Consider the following 17571-nt stretch of genomic DNA (forward strand, 5'->3'; position numbering starts at 1 on the left):
GCCCGGTTACATTTCGAACCCGGAAGCTAAGCCTTTCAGCGCCGATGGTACTGCAGGGGGGACCCTGTGGGAGAGTAGGACACCGCCGAACAATTTTTAGCCTCGGTCCCGAGCACTTAGTGCTCGGGGCCGAGGCTTTTTTGCGTTCCCATTCGATCGGATGTTCCACCGGATCGAGTGAAAAGCCCTCAATGTCCTGGCGTGGCGCGGTTGATGGCACGCAGAGTTGTCAGTGAGGCCGGGGTCCGACGAGTCCGTTGACGACCGGTCAGCAGGCCGCAGGCGCGACGCCGAGCGGGCGGACGGGGGAGGTGAGGGCCTGTGAGAGTGACGACCTGTGCGGTGAAGGGGCGTCGGGTGACGCCCCGTTCGTGCCCGCCTGTGGTGCCGTCAGTTCCCGGACGTCGAGGCGACGGTCGAGTGGTCCTTGCCATGGCCTTCCGTGGAGTCACTCGGCATCCCCGCGGCGCGGGCGAGTTCGAGGTCGAGCGCCTCGCGCCGGATGCGCTGGTCCACGTAGAGAAGGGCCGTCACACCCGCGCTGATCGGGAAGGTGACGGTCGAGCTGAGCACCCCGCCGACGCCGACCACTATCAGGAAGGTCCAGCCGACGGAGACGGATTCACCGGAGAGCCAGTCCATGGCGTTGTCCCCGCCGATGACCATGGCGATCAGGCTGGTGGGGATCTCGACGATGGCGCCGACGATGAAGACCAGGACGACGGCCAGCAGTTGGATGCCGAAGATGCGCCCCCATGCGCCGCGCACCAGCTTGAAGGAGCGTCGCAGGGCCTTGATGATCCCCTGCTTCTCCAGCATCAGCGCGGGAGGGGCGAGGCTGAAGCGGACCCAGAGCCAGGCGGCGACGCCGGCCGCGGCGAACCCGCCGAGAGAGGCGAGTGCGGCGCCCTCGCTGTGCACGCCCGCGAAGGCCAGCAGCAGACCCGGCGTCATGCCGGCGGCGATGACGCCCACGGCGATGGTGGGGATCAAAAGGAGCAGCCCGCACAGCTGAAGGAGCTGCGGGCGGGCACCGCTCCATGCTTCCTTGGTGGACACGGACCGGCCCAGCACCGCCCGGGCGGTGACCACGGTCAGCAGGGCGGTGGTGACGATCGTTCCGAGGACACCGAGCAGCAGGGTGACTCCGCTGTCCCCGAGCGCGGCGCCGACGGCGCGCATCGCCTGGCTGACGGAGACGTCCGGATCGTCGAGGACATTGCTCTCGTTGCCGCGGGCGTCGTTGAACCAGAGTCCTGTGGCGGCCGTGATCAGACCCTGAGTGACGATCGAGACGATCAGCGAGATGCCGAGGACCGTGCGCCAGTGGGCGCGCATGATGGCCACCGCGCCGTTCAGGATCTCGCTGACGGCCAGCGGTCGCAGCGGAATGACACCGGGGCGGGGAGCAGATGGCTGACGCGGGCCGGTGCCCCATCCGCCGCCCGGCGTGGGAGCGGGCGGCACCGGCGGTGGCGTGGGGCCTCGTCCCGATGCGGTCCAGCGGCCGGGCGGCGGCTGGCGCCGGGCCCATTGGCCGCCCCAGGTGGGCTGCTCCGGGGCGGGCTGGTCGGCGGGCTCGTCCTGCTGCTGAGCGCCGTGGTCCGGTTCGTCGGAAGGGGACGATCCGGGCGGGGCCCAGCCCGGAGTGTCATTCATCGTCGCTCCGTAGGTTGTTCGTTGACCGGCCGCGGCGTCCGCGGCGGCCGTATGCCAGCCATCGTGCCACGGCGTATTGCGCCTCGTACCGGTCACTGGGGGCGGTCCGGCACTTCAATAGTCGGTGGCGCACAGGGCAGACTGGGCGGATGGCTGATCAGCGTCCGGTGTCCCCGGAAGCCCCCATACATCCCACCGCCTTGGCGCTGCGCTGGGAGGAGCCCCCGGAGGGGCCCGTACTGGTACTTCTCGACCAGACTCGGCTGCCCGCCGAAGAGGTCGATCTGGTGTGCACCGATGTGCCGGCGCTGGTGGAGGCGATCCGCTCCCTCGCCGTGCGCGGCGCTCCGCTGCTCGGCCTCGCCGGGGCCTACGGGATCGCGCTCGCCGCGGCCCGGGGTTTCGACGTGGACGAGGCCGCCGAATCGCTCGCCCATGCCCGCCCCACGGCAGTCAACCTCGGCTATGGCGTCCGCCGGGCCGTCGCCGCGTATCACGCGGCGATCCGGGACGACGCGGACGACGCTCAGGCCGCCGCGGCCGCTCTCGCCGAGGCCCGGGCCCTGCACCGGGAGGATGCCGAGGCCAGCGACCGCATGGCGGCCCATGGTCAAGCGCTCCTCGATGAGTTGTTGCCTGCCGGTGGTCATCGGATCCTCACTCACTGCAACACCGGCGCCCTGGTCTCCGGGGGTGAGGGGACCGCCCTCGCCGTGGTCAAGGCGGTGCACCGGGCGGGGCAGCTGCGGCGGCTCTGGGTGGACGAGACCCGGCCCCTGCTGCAGGGGGCGCGGTTGACCGCGTACGAGGCGGCGCGTGCCGGTATGGCGTACACGCTGCTCGCCGACAACGCGGCGGGCTCGCTGTTCGCGGCCGGTGAGGTGGACGCGGTGCTGATCGGGGCGGACCGGATCGCCGCGGACGGCTCGGTGGCCAACAAGGTGGGCAGCTATCCGCTCGCGGTGCTGGCCCGCTACCACCATGTGCCGTTTGTGGTGGTGGCCCCGACCACCACAGTGGACCCGGCCACTCCCGACGGAGCCTCGATCGAGGTCGAGCAGCGCCCTGGACATGAGGTGACAGACATCACAATTCCTTACGCCCCCATCGCCGGGCACGAGGCGGGCACCGGAGTGCCGGTCGCTCCGCTGGGGACACAGGCCCACAATCCGGCTTTCGACGTCACACCACCGGAGTTGGTGACGGCGATCGTGACCGAGGACGGTGTGATCTCTCCGGTCACGGCGGACGGGATCGCCGAGCTGTGGGCCAGGTCACGATCGGGTAATGGGATGATGTCGATATGAAGGGACGCGTCCTTGTCGTCGACGACGACACCGCACTGGCAGAGATGCTTGGCATCGTGCTGCGCGGCGAAGGCTTTGAACCGTCGTTCGTGTCGGACGGCGACAAGGCTCTTGCCGCCTTCCGCGAGACCAAGCCCGATCTGGTGCTGCTCGATCTGATGCTGCCCGGCCGGGACGGCATCGAGGTCTGCCGGCTGATCCGGGCCGAATCAGGGGTGCCGATCGTCATGCTCACGGCCAAGAGCGACACGGTCGATGTGGTGGTCGGGCTCGAGTCCGGGGCGGATGACTACATCGTCAAGCCGTTCAAGCCGAAGGAGCTGGTGGCCAGGATCCGGGCCCGACTGAGGCGTTCCGAGGAGCCGGCGCCGGAGCAGCTGGCCATAGGCGATCTGGTGATCGACGTGGCCGGGCATTCGGTGAAGCGGGACGGCCAGTCGATAGCGCTGACCCCGTTGGAGTTCGATCTTCTGGTGGCGCTGGCCCGTAAGCCGTGGCAGGTGTTCACCCGTGAGGTGCTGCTCGAGCAGGTCTGGGGCTATCGGCATGCCGCCGACACCCGGCTGGTGAATGTGCATGTGCAGCGGCTACGGTCCAAGGTCGAGCGGGACCCGGAGCGGCCGGAGATCGTGGTGACCGTGCGCGGTGTCGGCTACAAGGCCGGGCCAAGCTGAGATGACGGGTGGTACGGCGCCGCAGCCCGGAGGACCGGGAGGCGGGGCTCCGGAGGGTGCCCGGATAGGGCGGCCCGACCCGGCGGGTGAGATACCGCTGCTGCGGAGGTTGTGGAGCGGTGGGCATCTGCTGCCCGATGGGGCGTCCGGAGGGCCGGCCCATCCGGTGTTCCGGCTGTTCGGACGGTGGGTGCGCCGTCCGCTGCTGCCCGCCGCCCGGCTGTGGCGGCGGAATATCCAGCTGCGGGTGGTCGCCACCACGTTGCTGATGTCGCTCGGTGTGGTGCTGCTGCTGGGCCTGGTGGTCATCGGGCAGGTGCGCAATGGTCTGCTGGACGCCAAGCGCCATGCGGCGCAGGGGCAGGCCGTCGGCGGTTTCGAGGTGGCCGAGCAGATGGCCGACCGCAAGAGCGATTCCCGTGGCCAGGACGGGCCGGGGGCCGGTCCCGAGGACTCCGGCGCCTGGCTGAACGCGCTGGTGGAGCAGCTCTCCAGCGGCGGCAAGGGCGCGTATTCGGTGGTGGCGCTCAGCTCCGACTCCGGTGAGACGCCCTATGTGGCCAGCCGGGGGCCGCGGGCCTCCGGCGATGTCCAGCCGGACAGCGTGCCCGCCGATCTGCGGCGTCGGGTGGACGAGGGCCGGACGGCGCCGTATGAGCGCTACGGAAAGATCGTGCACGCGGGCTCCGGAGACTCCGAGCCCGCGCTGATCATCGGCAAGCGTCTGGACGACAACAACGGCGACGCCTACCAGCTCTACTACCTCTTCCCGTTCAGCCAGGAGGAGAAGTCGCTGAGCCTGGTCAAGGGCACCCTGGCCACGGCCGGGGTGTTCGTGGTGGTGCTGCTGGGGGCCATCGCCTGGGTGGTGGTCCGGCAGGTCGTGACGCCCGTAAGGATGGCGGCGGGGATCTCCGAGCGGCTGGCGGCCGGTCTGCTCCAGGAGCGGATGAAGGTCACCGGGGAGGACGACATCGCCCGCCTGGGGGAGTCGTTCAACAAGATGGCGCAGAACCTCCAGCTCAAGATTCAGCAGCTGGAGGAGCTCTCCCGGATGCAGCGCCGCTTCGTCTCCGATGTCTCCCATGAGCTGCGCACCCCGCTGACGACCGTAAGGATGGCGGCGGACGTCATTTACGAGGCGCGTGAGGACTTCGACCCGATCACCGCGCGCTCCGCCGAGCTGCTGTGGGGCCAGGTCGACCGCTTCGAGTCGCTGCTCAGCGATCTGCTGGAGATCAGCCGGTTCGACGCGGGAGCGGCCGCGCTGGAGGCCGAGCCGATCGATCTGCGCGATGTGGTGCACCGGGTGGTGGACGGGGCCGAGCCGCTCGCCGAGGCCAAGGGCACCCGGATCCTGGTGCGGGGCGCCGAGGCGCCGGTGATCGCGGAGGCGGACCCCCGCCGCGTCGAGCGGGTGCTGCGCAATCTGGTGGTCAACGCCGTGGAGCACGGTGAGGGCCGCGATGTGGTCGTGCGGCTCGCGACGGCGGGCGGTGCGGTGGCCGTCGCGGTGCGGGACTACGGCGTCGGGCTCAAGCCCGGCGAGGCGACGCGGGTGTTCAACCGCTTCTGGCGGGCCGATCCGGCTCGTGCGCGCACCACCGGCGGCACCGGTCTCGGCCTGTCGATCGCGGTGGAGGACGCGCGGCTGCACGGCGGCTGGCTGCAGGCGTGGGGTGAGCCCGGCGGCGGTTCGCAGTTCCGGCTGACGCTGCCGCGCACCGCGGGCGATGTGCTGCGCGGCTCGCCGATCCCGCTGGAGCCCGAGGACTCCCGCCGCAACCGCCGTACGGATGACGCCGGGGCCCCGCAGCCCCCCGCGGAGCGGCTGGCGGCGGTGCCCGCGCAGCCGCGGTCCGCGCTGCCCGCCGAAGCCGCGGCGCCGTCGGCCGATCCCACGGCCCTGCCGGGCAATGGGTCGCGGGTGGTGCGCGGCGCCCCGGAGACGCCGTCCGACGGGCCGCGGGGCGGCAGGGCGCCGGCCGCCCGGCCGACGACATCGAACGAAGGGGAGGGCCGCCCTCGTGGGCGCTGACCGTGCCGACCGCCGCCGCTTCCGCCGCCGTGGGCGCCGCCCGGACGGCCGGGCCCTGAGCACGCCCGTGCTGCTGGCCTGTGGCGCCCTGCTGCTGTCCGGCTGTGCCTCGATGCCCGACAGCGGCGATGTGCGGCGGGTGGACTCCTCACCGCGCTCCGATGTCGATTCGCAGGTCCGGGTGTACGGGGTGAGCCCGGGCAAGGGTGAGCAGCCCGCGGAGCTGGTCTCCGGCTTCCTGGAGGCCACGACGAGCGACGAGGAGAACTTCGGCACCGCGAAGGAGTATCTGACCAAGAGCGCGGTCAAGCGGTGGCAGCCGTTCGCGGCCACCACCGTGCTGGAGCAGGCTCCGGATGTGCGGGTGGAGACGGACCCGGGCGACCGGGACGGCAGCGGTAAGACGGTCGTGCTGTCGGGCAAGCGGATCGCCGTCGTGGACGAAACGCACGCCTACAAGCCCGATGAGCAGCCGTACGAGGAGCGCATCCATCTCACGCTGAGCGGTTCGGAGTGGCGGATCGACGGGCCGCCGCGGGGGCTGATCCTCGGTGAGTCGGACTTTCAGCGCATCTACCGCTCGGTCAACAAGTACTACTTCGCCGATCTGGGTCCGGACGCCGAGGAGTCGACGGCCGGGGACAACGTGCTGGTGGCCGATCCGGTCTATGTGCGGCGTCGTATCGACCCGGTGACCGCGACCGTCAAGGCGCTGCTGGGCGGTCCCACGGAGTGGCTGGAGCCGGTGGTCAGCAGCTCCTTCCCGCGCGGTTCGGCGCTCGGCCGCCGGGACGAGCGGCTGTCGCTGGACGACTCGAACACGCTGAAGGTCCGGCTGAGCGACCGGGCGGCGCAGGTCAGCGGGGCGCGGTGTGCCCGGATGGCGGCGCAGACGCTGTTCACGGTCCAGGATCTGGGGGAGGGGTCGTCCGAGGTCAGCGGGGTGCGGCTGGAGCGGCAGAGCGGTTCGGAGCTGTGCGCCCTCTCCAGTGACGCGGCGCGTGCCTACGCCCCCGACGGGGTGGAGGGCCATCCGCGCCACCAGTACTTCGTGGACTCCGATCATCGGATGGTCCGGCTGTCCGACGACGAGGACCAGCCACAGCCGGTTCCGGGGCCGTTCGGCTCCGATGACGCGGGTCTGGGCACGGTGGCGGTCTCCCGCGACGAGCGGGACGCGGCGGGGGTCACCGCCGACGGCCAGGCGCTCTATGTCACCCAGATGGCTCCCGGCGCCGAGCGCGGCAAGGTGCGGCTGCGCAGCCAGGGCGGCAGCGTGGAACACGGTCTGACAGCGCCGAGCTGGGACGGGCTGGGCGGTCTGTGGGTGGCCGACCGTAATCCGCAGCGGCCGAGGCTGCTGCGGCTGCGGGGCGGTACCGGACCGGCGGACGAGGTGGAGCTGCCGCAGCTGGACGGCGGCCGGATCACGGCGCTGCGGGTCTCGGCGGACGGCTCCAGGATCGCGATGCTGGTCAAGCGGTCCGGCCACACCACGCTGCGGCTCGGCCGGATCGAGCGGCGGGGCACCGAGGCGGCCCCGAAGCTGTCGGTGGGGGCGCTGCGGGCTGTCGCACCGAAGCTGGAGGACGTGGACACCTTCTCCTGGGCGGGTGACAGCCGGCTGGTGGTCGCGGGCCGGGAGTCGGACGGGGTGCAGCAGCTGCAGTACGTGGAGACGGACGGCTCCCCGGCGAACATCCCGGAGGTGCCGGGCCCGAACGGTGTGCAGTCGATCGGTGCCTCGGAGGACCAGACCCGGCCGCTGATCGCCGAGACCAGGGAGAACGGCATCGTGCGGCTGCTGCCGAACACCGACTGGAAGACCGTGGACCAGGACGGTTCGGCTCCGGTCTACCCCGGTTAGGCGGGGCCGCGGCGGCATCTTCTAGGCCAGTACGCCGGTCGGGGGTGGCTGGTTGTCCACATGTGCGCGGTTGTCCACAAGGGGTGGCGCGGGGGCTTGGCCGCCGGGACAGTGGTGTTCATGCGGGGCTGGTGGCAGGAGATCGCCGATCTGGTGCTGCCGGCCGACTGTGCCGGATGCGGTCGGCCGGGCGGCGCGTTGTGTGAGCGTTGTCGTGGGGCGCTGCGCGGGTCCGGGGCGCGCCGGGTGGAGCCGAGCCCGGTGCCGCCGGGGCTGCCGGTGGTCCATGCGGCGGTGGATTACGTGGACGAGGCGCGGGCGGTGCTGCTCGCGCACAAGGAGCGCGGAGCGCTCCGGCTGGCGCGGCCCCTGGGCGAGGCGCTTGCGGGGGCGGTACGGGCGGCCTGTCCCGAGCCGGGGCCTGGCCCAGAGCCAGGCCCAGGGGCCGCTGCGGGGTCCCGAAGGTGGGCGGGCGCGGGATTGGACCGGGTATCCAGGGTGAGACCGGGTACTGGATCGGAAGCGTGTGCCGGGGCGAGACCCGGGTATGGATCCGGGGCGAGACGCCGCGGGGGCCCGCTGCTGCTGGTGCCGGTGCCATCGGCCCGGCGCGCCGTGGGCGCCCGGGGGCATGACCCGTCCCGGCGGATCGCGCTCGCCGCGGCGGGTGTGCTGCGCGGCGGCGGGCGCCCGGCGCGGGTCCCGGCGGTGCTGCGCCAGCGGCGCCGGGTGAGCGACCAGTCGGGGCTGGACGCACGGCAGCGGCGGGCGAATGTGACGGGTGCGCTGGAGGCGGTCCCCGGCAGCGGCCGGCTGCTGGCGGCAGGCCCGGTCGTTCTGGTGGACGATCTGATGACGACCGGGGCCTCGCTCGCGGAGGCGGCGCGGGCGGTGACGGCGGCCGGTGGGCTGATCATCGGCGCGGCCGTGGTGGCCGCACCCCTGATGCGTATCAACCGGAACTGAATACGAAGCCGCGTCGTTGCAGGTGGTAACCGCGGCAAAGCACCTGATCGGAGGTACGTGCCGGTAGGGGGTGCCGACTTCCGACCGGTCGAGCTATGTTCGGTTGTGAGGAAGGCGGGTGCTATGACTCGCTCATCCGCTTGGCGTGTTTTGCCTGCATTCTGGTGAGGCTTGGAACAAACGGGGTTGAGATCCTCTCCGTGGGAAGGAGGAGCTGAAAGCGCCAAGCCGATGGCTCCGGAGGATGCCGGAGCCAAGTGCACAAGGGATGACGCTCCGATACTGACTGGAGCTACCCGGGAACGGAGTTCTGCGTGGACATCGTCGTCAAGGGCCGTAAAACTGAGGTGCCCGAGCGGTTCCGGAAGCACGTGGCCGAGAAGCTGAAGCTGGATAAGATCCAGAAGCTCGACGGCAAGGTGATCAGCCTCGACGTCGAGGTGTCCAAGGAGCACAACCCGCGGCAGTCCGACCGCGCCGACCGAGTGGAGATCACGCTCCGCTCGCGCGGCCCGGTGATCCGGGCGGAGGCCGCCGCGGCCGATCCGTACGCAGCGCTGGACCTGGCGGCCAGCAAGCTGGAAGCACGGATGCGCAAGCAGCACGACAAGCGCCATACACGCCGTGGAAACGGTCGTATTCCGGCCAGCGACGTGGCTGTCACCGTGCCCAACGCGGCCCGCATCAACGGGCATGGCGATATCGCCCCCCAGCGCACGACGGAGACCGTCCCCACCACCCGGATGGGCCCCCTGGAAGTCCAGGGTGAGGGCCCCCTGGTGGTCCGGGAGAAGACCCACGCCGCGGCTCCGATGACCCTCGACCAGGCTCTCTACGAGATGGAGCTGGTCGGGCATGACTTCTATTTGTTCGTCGACTCCGACACCAACCAGCCCAGCGTCGTCTACCGGCGGCATGGTTATGACTACGGGGTGATTCATCTTCAGCCGGAAGCGTTCGTCGGAGAGACACCCGGCGGCGCCGGTGGCGCACTCGGCGGCTGACCGAGAAATTCAGCCGAATCCAGCCTGACACGTAAGTGGTGCCCCGGAGCGCCTGTGCGCCCCCGGGGCACCGCCGTGCGACCAAGGTAGGAACATTCCGCCGTCCGGGCATGAAATCATGGCCGGGCGGCCAACCGGTGTATCGAATGCACCGGTTGACGCCAGACCGAGTGCACCCAGGGTGCGGACCGCAAGGGCCATGGCCTTCAGGGGGAGGAACGATGGCGGACAGCTTCGGGCCCGTGTCCGACGCCGGTGAACACCGTGGCGTCGGTCCGGACGGGGGCGAGCCGCGCGGCGAACCGCGCAAGGAGCCGATTCGGGTCCTCGTCGTGGACGACCACGCGCTCTTCCGGCGTGGGTTGGAGATCGTCCTGGCCCAGGAGGAGGACATCCAGGTCATCGGCGAGGCGGGGGACGGGGCCGAGGCCGTGGACAAGGCGGCGGATCTGCTGCCGGACATCGTCCTGATGGATGTGCGGATGCCCAAGCGCGGGGGGATCGAGGCCTGCACCGCCATCAAGGAGGTGGCACCCAGCGCCAAGATCATCATGCTGACGATCAGCGATGAGGAAGCCGATCTCTACGACGCGATCAAGGCGGGTGCCACGGGCTATCTACTGAAGGAGATCTCGACCGACGAGGTCTCGACCGCCATCCGGGCGGTGGCGGACGGCCAGTCGCAGATCAGCCCGTCGATGGCGGCCAAGCTGCTGACCGAGTTCAAGTCGATGATCCAGCGCACCGATGAGCGGCGGCTGGTGCCCGCGCCCCGGCTCACCGACCGGGAGCTGGAGGTGCTCAAGCTGGTGGCGACCGGAATGAACAACCGGGATATCGCCAAGGAGCTGTTCATCAGTGAGAACACCGTGAAGAACCACGTTCGCAACATTCTGGAGAAATTGCAGCTGCACTCCAGGATGGAGGCCGTGGTCTATGCGATGCGGGAGAAGATCCTCGAGATCAGGTGAGGATGCGCCCGGAGCCGGAGCCGGAGCCGGAACCAAAACCGGAGCCCGCGGAGCTCCGGGCACGCCGGAGCCCTCATGAGCCATCACCCTGGATGAGCCCGGCACCCAGGGTGAGCCGACACGCTGGGATGAGCCGGAGCCCCGGCCGGGCGTCCGCCTGGGGCGGTCAGGCGACGGCCGCCGCGAGCGGTGCGGCGAGCTCCGGGTGGTCGACACGCTCGACCCGTACGGAGTCACAGCCCACCCATTCGGCCGCCTCCCGCAGCGCCTGTGCCATGGGGGCCACGGCCTTCGGCGACTCCAGGGACACCTGCCGGGCGATCAGGGTCTTCCCCTCCCGGGCCGGATCGACCCGGCCCAGCAGCCGCCCGCCCGACAGCAGCGGCATGGCGAAGTAGCCGTAGATCCGCTTGGGCCTGGGCACATATGCCTCCAGCCGATGAGTGAAGCCGAAGATCCGCTCGGTGCGCGCCCGGTCCCATATCAGCGAGTCGAAGGGCGACAGCAGCGTGGTGCGGTGCCGGCCGCGCGGCGGGGCGGCCAGCGCCTCGGGGTCCGCCCAGGCCGGCTTGTCCCAGCCCTCGACCGCCACCGGCACCAGCCCGGAGTCCGCGATCACCGCGTCCACCTGCTCGCCCTTGAGCCGGTGGTAGTCGGCGATATCCGCCCGCGTGCCCACGCCCAGCGACTGCCCGGCCAGCCGGACCAGCCGGCGCAGACACTCCCGGTCGTCCAGGTCGTCATGGAGCAGCGCGTTTGGCACGGCGCGCTCCGCCAGGTCGTACACCCGCTTCCAGCCGCGCCGCTCGACGCACACCACCTCGCCGAACATCAGCGCCCGCTCGACCGCGATCTTCGCCGCCGACCAGTCCCACCACGGCCCGCCGTTCTTGGCCCCGCCCAGCTCGGTCGCGGTCAGCGGGCCCTCGGCGCGCAGCTGCTTCACCACCGTCTCGTACACCCCGTCCGGCAGCTCGTGGTGCCAGTGCGGACGGAGGCGGTAGGCGCGGCGCCGGAAGGCGAAGTGCGGCCACTCCTCAATGGGCAGCACACAGGCGGCATGCGACCAGTACTCGAAGGCGTGGGTGTCGCTCCAATAGGCCGACTCGACCGTCTTACGGCCGACCGCGCCGAGCCGTGCGTACGGAATCAGCTCATGCGAGCGGGCCAGCACCGAGATCGTGTCGAGCTGGACCGCGCCCAGATGGCGCAGCACGCCCCGCACCCCGCCACGCCGGTCCGGGGCGCCCAGCAGCCCCTGGGCGCGCAGCGCGATCCGGCGCGCCTCGTCGGCGGAGAGCGTGGCCTCGGGTGTGCGGTCCACGGCGGACCCGGTGGCGGCGTTCGTCATGCGCGCCACCGTAGTAGCACCCGCTGACAACGCCGCCCATGCCGCCGATCCCCGCCCGACGCCCCTGGGCCGCCGCCCTCGGGTCGGCGGCCTTTCACGGCCTCTCTCAGACCGCTGACGGCGCCGTGGACGCCCGGCCGGACGGCTCGGAAGCCTCAGGCGCGTGGGACGCCTCCGACGCCTTGGAGGGCAGATACGGCGTCGTCGACGGCAGCCCCCAGTCGGAGGGCAGCAGCGCGCCCCGCCAGGCGTCCCGCCGCGTCCCCTGGTGGACGATCCGGGCGCGGTCCGTCCCCTCCATCCGGAAGCCCACCCCGAGGGCGACCGCCCGCGAGCCCTCGTTCCCGGCCTCGCTGCACCACTCCAGGCGCTCCACCCCGAGCCGGGTGAACGCCCACTCGATCACGGCCCGCGCCGCCTCGTCCGTATAGCCGCGCCGCCGGTGCTCCCGTGCCGTCCAGTAGCCGAGCTCGGCCTGGTGCTCGGGGGTGCGCAGATGGGTCAGCCGCACCAGGCCCATGGCACCGACGAGGGCGCCGTCACTCTTGGTGACCACCGCGAAGTCGTAGGTCACGTCGTCGCGCCAGTTCTCCGGGCAGATCCGGCCGGTGAAGTCCTCCGCGTGCGCACGTTCGTACGGAGAGGGCACAGTGGTCCATCGCTGGATGTCCGGGTCCTGACAAGCTGCGAAGACCGCGTCCGTGTCGATGGGCCGGAAGGGGCGCAGGACCAGACGCTCGGTGGTGAGGGTGACAGGCTCCATGCGCCCCGAGTCTGCGCCGCCGTCGTCACTCACCGCGAGCGGTTTCGGTGAATTGGAGGGCACCTGGGGGAGCTCTCGGGCGTTGACACGGTGAGGTGACATCCGGTCCTCGTGGTGACGGACCTCCCGGCGTGCCGGGGTCTGTCTTACGATGGCCGTTGCGGCGGGGCCTGCGCCCCTTGACAATGCCGCGCCAGCGCACCCCGACCGTGCCAGGCCCGACCGGCAAGGAGCCAGCCTACGTGTCCGTCCTCAACAAGCTCATGCGTGCAGGCGAAGGAAAGATCCTGCGCAAGCTGCACCGCATCGCGGACCAGGTCAATTCCATCGAAGAGGACTTCCTGTCCCTCTCCGACGCCGAGCTGCGCGCCCTCACCGACGAGTACAAGCAGCGGTACGCCGACGGTGAGAGCCTCGACGACCTGATGCCCGAAGCGTTCGCCACGGTGCGCGAGGCGGCCAAGCGGGTGCTCGGCCAGCGTCACTACGACGTCCAGCTGATGGGCGGCGCGGCGCTGCACCTCGGGTATGTCGCAGAGATGAAGACCGGTGAGGGCAAGACCCTGGTCGGCACCCTCCCGGCGTATCTGAACGCGCTGTCGGACAAGGGCGTTCACCTCATCACGGTCAACGACTACCTGGCCGAGCGTGACTCCGAGTGGATGGGCCGGGTGCACCGGTTCCTCGGCCTGGAGGTCGGCTGCATCCTCGCCAACATGACCCCGGCGCAGCGCCGCGAGCAGTACGCGTGCGACATCACCTACGGCACCAACAACGAGTTCGGCTTCGACTATCTGCGCGACAACATGGCGTGGTCGCAGGACGAGCTGGTGCAGCGCGGCCACAACTTCGCGATCGTCGACGAGGTCGACTCGATCCTGGTGGACGAGGCCCGTACGCCGCTGATCATCTCCGGCCCGGCCGACCAGGCCACCAAGTGGTACGGCGACTTCGCCAAGCTGGTCACCCGGCTCAGCAGGGGCCAGGCCGCCGAGCCGCAGAAGGGCGTGGAGGAGACCGGGGACTACGAGGTCGACGAGAAGAAGCGCACCGTCGGCATCCATGAGTCCGGTGTCACCAAGGTCGAGGACTGGCTGGGGATCGACAACCTCTACGAGTCGGTCAACACCCCGCTGGTCGGCTACCTCAACAACGCGATCAAGGCCAAGGAGCTCTTCAAGAAGGACAAGGACTACGTCGTCATGGACGGCGAAGTCATGATCGTCGACGAGCACACCGGCCGTATCCTCGCGGGCCGCCGCTACAACGAGGGCATGCACCAGGCCATCGAGGCGAAGGAAGCGGTCGAGATCAAGGACGAGAACCAGACGCTCGCCACGATCACCCTGCAGAACTTCTTCCGCCTCTACGACAAGCTCTCCGGCATGACCGGTACGGCGATGACCGAGGCCGCCGAGTTCCACCAGATCTACAAGCTCGGCGTGGTCCCGATCCCGACCCACCGCCCCCTCGCCCGGATCGACCAGTCCGACCTGATCTACCGCACCGAGGTGGCGAAGTTCGACGCGGTGGTCGACGACATCGCCGAGAAGCACACGAAGGGCCAGCCGGTCCTGGTCGGCACCACCTCCGTGGAGAAGTCCGAGTACCTCTCCCAGCAGCTCGCCAAGCGCGGGGTGCCGCATGAGGTGCTCAACGCCAAGCAGCACGACCGGGAGGCGACGATCGTCGCCCAGGCCGGCCGTAAGGGCGCCGTGACGGTCGCGACCAACATGGCGGGCCGCGGTACCGACATCAAGCTCGGCGGCAACCCGGACGACCTCGCCGAGGCCGAGCTGCGCCAGCGCGGTCTGGACCCGGTGGAGCACTCCGAGGAGTGGGCCGCCGCGCTGCCCGCCGCCCTGGAGAAGGCGGAGGCCGCGGTCAAGGCCGAGTTCGAGGAGGTCAAGGAGCTCGGCGGGCTGTATGTGCTGGGCACCGAGCGCCACGAGTCGCGCCGGATCGACAACCAGCTCCGCGGCCGTTCCGGCCGTCAGGGCGACCCCGGCGAGTCCCGCTTCTACCTCTCGCTCGGCGACGATCTGATGCGGCTGTTCAAGGCGCAGATGGTCGAGCGCGTCATGGCGATGGCGAACGTCCCGGACGATGTCCCGATCGAGAACAAGATGGTGACGCGGGCCATCGCCTCCGCCCAGTCGCAGGTCGAGCAGCAGAACTTCGAGACCCGTAAGAATGTCCTGAAGTACGACGAGGTCCTGAACCGGCAGCGTGAGGTCATCTACGGCGAGCGCCGCCGCGTCCTGGAGGGCGAGGACCTGCAGGACCAGGTCGGCCACTTCATGGACGACACGATCGAAGCCTATGTGCGGGCGGAGACGGTCGAGGGCTTCGCCGAGGAGTGGGACCTGGACCGGCTGTGGAGCGCCTTCAAGCAGCTCTACCCGGTCAGTGTGACGATCGATGAGCTGGAGGACATGGCCGGCGACCGCGCCGGGATCACCGCCGAGTTCATCGAAGAGTCCATCAGGGACGACATCCACCAGCAGTACGAATCGCGCGAGGAGCAGCTCGGCTCCGAGATCATGCGTGAGCTGGAGCGGCGGGTCGTGCTCTCCGTCCTGGACCGCAAGTGGCGCGAGCACCTCTACGAGATGGACTACCTCCAGGAGGGCATCGGGCTGCGCGCGATGGCCCAGAAGGACCCGCTGGTCGAGTACCAGCGCGAGGGCTTCGACATGTTCCAGGCCATGATGGAGGGCATCAAGGAGGAGTCCGTCGGCTACCTGTTCAACCTGGAGGTCCAGGTCGAGCAGCAGGTCGAGGAGGTCCCGGTCGAGGCGGCGGACGAGAAGGTCGCCCTCGCGAAGGACGTGGAGGACGCGGTGCCGGCGGGCGCGCCGGCCGCGGGCTCCTCGGGTCGCCCCGAGATCCGCGCCAAGGGTCTCGAGGCCCCGCAGCGTCCGGACCGGCTGCACTTCTCCGCCCCGACGGTGGACGGTGAGGGCGGTGTCGTCGAGGGCGACTTCCCCAACGGTGAGACGCCGCCGGCGCCCCGGTCGGAGTCCGACGGGTTGACGCGGGCGGAGCGGCGTAAGGCGCAGAAGGGGCGCCGCCGCAAGAAGTAGTCGGCAGGGCCTTGGTTCGGCAGGGCCTTGGTTCGGCAGGGCCTTGGTGGACGGGCCGGGGTGCCGCGCGAGAGCGCGGCGCACCGGCCCGTCGCGTTGTGGTTGTGGTTGTGGTTGTGGGCCTATGGGGTGCCCGGCGGTGTCGGGCGGGTCTTTCCCCTCCCCGCCTCTTCCCGCATCGATGCTGCGGGAAGAGGCGGGGAGGGGAGCAGCCTGCCGCGGGCGTCACGATCCGTCGGACACCGCCTGGGCGAGTGGTCCGAGGTCGATGGCGGCGCAGCGCCAGCGGGCGTCGGCGCCGAGCTCCAGCCGGAACGCGAGCGCGCTGAGCCGGTCTCCGGAGGCGATCCGGGCGAACGCCTCGATGACCCCGTGCCGGGGCTGGTACTCGCCACAGCGCCGTACGACGGGCGCTGTGGCACGTCCTGAGGCGGGGCGCAGCGGGGCGCGCGGGGCGAGTTCGATCAGCCGGTCGTAGGCGGCCGGGAGGGCGTGCCCGAGGAGGGTGTGGACGGGGCGCTGACCGCTGAGGGTGAGCACCAGCCGGTTGGCGAACCAGTAGCGCGGCAGCCGGTCCCGCTGCCGACACGCCGCGGCGGCGGCCGCAGTGCGCGACACGGCGGCGGTGCGGGATGCGGTGGGGGTGCGGGTTGTGGTTGTCGTGGTGGGCGACACGGCCGCGGTGCGGGAGACGGCGGCGGCGCGGGTGACGGTGAGGGGCGTGGGCGTTGTGGGGGGTGTGGGCGTTGTGGGGGGCGTGGGCGTTGTGGGGGGTGTGGTGGTGGGCGGGGCGGCTACGTCGTGTGGTGTGGGGGTGTCGTGGGTGGTGGTTGTGCTGTGCGGGGCGGTCGGGGTGGGTGGTGCGGCTGTCGTGGTGGGTGGTGCCGACGTCGTCGGGGTGGTGCGGGGGCGGCGGGGGTCCTTGCGGACTGGGGGGCCGCTTCGGCCCGGTCCGCTGCCGCCGCGCCGTCGTACGCCCTCCCCGGTCGCCGTGGCCCGATCCGTCGCCCGGACGCCCTCGCGCATGCCTTCGCCCCGTTCTCTCCGGCCCGGTCGAATACCGGGTGGTAGCTTTCGTCGGGGAGTCTTCTACCGGGGGTTTTTCGGCCTCCGCAATGAGCGCGGCCCCCGGCCGCGGCCGACGCCGCGGTTCACCTATTCGGGGCATACGGGCGCCCATCGCCCCTGGTCGCGGGCTCGGGCCGGGCTTGTTCCGAGCTGTGTGCGGCGCCGTCGCACCCCGTCCCCCGAAAGGGGACCACCGGGCCTTCGTAGAAGGCTCGGGACTGGGGACGGGCGATCGTATGCTTGGGGGCCTATTGGTCTCTGATGAAAGCGGCAGACATGCGCGTCTACGTCCCCCTGACCCTCTCCGCTCTCGCCGAGGCGCACAAGGAGGGCCAACTGGGACCGACGCCGTTGACGGCCTACGCGGTCACCCCCGCGCTCCGCGAGTGGTATGTGTCCGACGACATCGAGGAGCTGGAGTACGCGGCGCTGAGCCGGGCCGCGCAAGCCTCGCTGCGGCTGCTCGCCGTCGACCCGCAAGCCCCCCGCCGTCGGGTCGTGGTGGCCGTGGACGTGCCCGACGGGCAGGCGGTCGCCGATCCGGACCGGGGGCTGGACCAGTCCGCGCTGGGCGAGGTGCGGATCAAGGCCGCCGTACCGCTGGCGAAGGCCGCCGCCGTGCACCTGGACGCCGATGACGCCGAGCGCGACATCGCCGCGGCCGCCGACGCGCTGGGCGCGGCGGACCTCGGTGACGACGACGCGCAGTTCACCGTGGACGGCGCCGAGGACCATGAGCTGCTCTGGTACGCCACCCAGGAGATCCCCAATCTCATCGAGTGATGCCCGCTGTCGGACCCGGCAGGTACGGTCGTGG

Annotated in this window: 13 protein-coding genes and 1 rRNA gene; 10 read left to right on the top strand and 4 right to left on the bottom strand. The window is 70.8% G+C overall.

The window, feature by feature from the left end; translation table 11 throughout:
- Positions 1–91: ribosomal RNA gene (rrf, locus tag ACFYOY_RS36990) — 5S ribosomal RNA — on the top strand; the annotation flags it as partial.
- 299 nt (positions 92–390) lie between these two features.
- Here rrf and ACFYOY_RS36995 read toward each other — a convergent pair.
- Positions 391–1659: a hypothetical protein gene (locus ACFYOY_RS36995; protein ID WP_351903233.1), complete on the bottom strand. Its 1269-nt coding sequence runs from the start codon at positions 1657–1659 to the stop codon at positions 391–393.
- A 149-nt stretch (positions 1660–1808) separates the two neighbouring features.
- On the opposite strand from ACFYOY_RS36995, the gene mtnA reads away from it, so the two are divergent.
- From mtnA to ACFYOY_RS37030, 7 genes are all read left to right on the top strand, one after another.
- Positions 1809–2966 (top strand): S-methyl-5-thioribose-1-phosphate isomerase, encoded by a 1158-nt coding sequence (mtnA, locus tag ACFYOY_RS37000; protein WP_388592020.1) that lies wholly within the window; start codon positions 1809–1811, stop codon positions 2964–2966.
- Positions 2963–3640: a two-component system response regulator MtrA gene (gene mtrA, locus ACFYOY_RS37005; protein ID WP_030416996.1), complete on the top strand. Its 678-nt coding sequence runs from the start codon at positions 2963–2965 to the stop codon at positions 3638–3640. Before mtnA ends, mtrA begins: the two co-directional genes overlap by 4 nt.
- A 1-nt stretch (position 3641) precedes the next feature.
- Positions 3642–5678 carry an MtrAB system histidine kinase MtrB gene (mtrB, locus tag ACFYOY_RS37010; RefSeq protein ID WP_388592022.1) on the top strand — a complete coding sequence of 679 codons (2037 nt, stop codon included), beginning with the start codon at positions 3642–3644 and terminating at the stop codon, positions 5676–5678.
- Positions 5668–7545, top strand: coding sequence for an LpqB family beta-propeller domain-containing protein (locus ACFYOY_RS37015; RefSeq protein WP_351903290.1), 1878 nt, complete (start codon positions 5668–5670; stop codon positions 7543–7545). Before mtrB ends, ACFYOY_RS37015 begins: the two co-directional genes overlap by 11 nt.
- Before the next feature lie 120 nt (positions 7546–7665).
- Complete coding sequence (locus tag ACFYOY_RS37020; protein ID WP_388592109.1) at positions 7666–8511, top strand: ComF family protein; 846 nt, start codon at positions 7666–7668, stop codon at positions 8509–8511.
- Positions 8512–8825: 314 nt separating this feature from the next.
- Positions 8826–9515: a ribosome hibernation-promoting factor, HPF/YfiA family gene (gene hpf, locus ACFYOY_RS37025; RefSeq protein WP_351903293.1), complete on the top strand. Its 690-nt coding sequence runs from the start codon at positions 8826–8828 to the stop codon at positions 9513–9515.
- 221 nt (positions 9516–9736) lie between these two features.
- A complete protein-coding gene (locus ACFYOY_RS37030) occupies positions 9737–10486 on the top strand; it encodes a response regulator transcription factor (protein ID WP_351903296.1) in 750 nt (249 codons plus the stop codon).
- Positions 10487–10652: 166 nt separating this feature from the next.
- Here the strand turns inward: ACFYOY_RS37030 and ACFYOY_RS37035 are convergent, their stop codons facing one another.
- Complete coding sequence (locus tag ACFYOY_RS37035; protein WP_388592025.1) at positions 10653–11837, bottom strand: winged helix-turn-helix domain-containing protein; 1185 nt, start codon at positions 11835–11837, stop codon at positions 10653–10655.
- Positions 11838–11943: 106 nt separating this feature from the next.
- Positions 11944–12600, bottom strand: coding sequence for a GNAT family N-acetyltransferase (locus ACFYOY_RS37040; RefSeq protein WP_351903302.1), 657 nt, complete (start codon positions 12598–12600; stop codon positions 11944–11946).
- A 242-nt stretch (positions 12601–12842) separates the two neighbouring features.
- On the opposite strand from ACFYOY_RS37040, the gene secA reads away from it, so the two are divergent.
- Positions 12843–15686, top strand: coding sequence for a preprotein translocase subunit SecA (gene secA, locus ACFYOY_RS37045; RefSeq protein ID WP_351903304.1), 2844 nt, complete (start codon positions 12843–12845; stop codon positions 15684–15686).
- Between the two features lie 225 nt (positions 15687–15911).
- Here the strand turns inward: secA and ACFYOY_RS37050 are convergent, their stop codons facing one another.
- Positions 15912–16304, bottom strand: a complete 393-nt coding sequence (locus ACFYOY_RS37050; protein ID WP_388592028.1) for an Rv3235 family protein — start codon at positions 16302–16304, stop codon at positions 15912–15914.
- A gap of 726 nt (positions 16305–17030) precedes the next feature.
- Here ACFYOY_RS37050 and ACFYOY_RS37055 point away from each other — a divergent pair.
- Positions 17031–17537, top strand: a complete 507-nt coding sequence (locus ACFYOY_RS37055; protein WP_093462289.1) for a DUF6912 family protein — start codon at positions 17031–17033, stop codon at positions 17535–17537.
- Positions 17538–17571 lie beyond the last annotated feature (34 nt).

Origin of the sequence: Streptomyces sp. NPDC007875, from assembly GCF_042868035.1 — a bacterium.
In the GTDB taxonomy this organism is placed as follows: domain Bacteria; phylum Actinomycetota; class Actinomycetes; order Streptomycetales; family Streptomycetaceae; genus Streptomyces; species Streptomyces antimycoticus.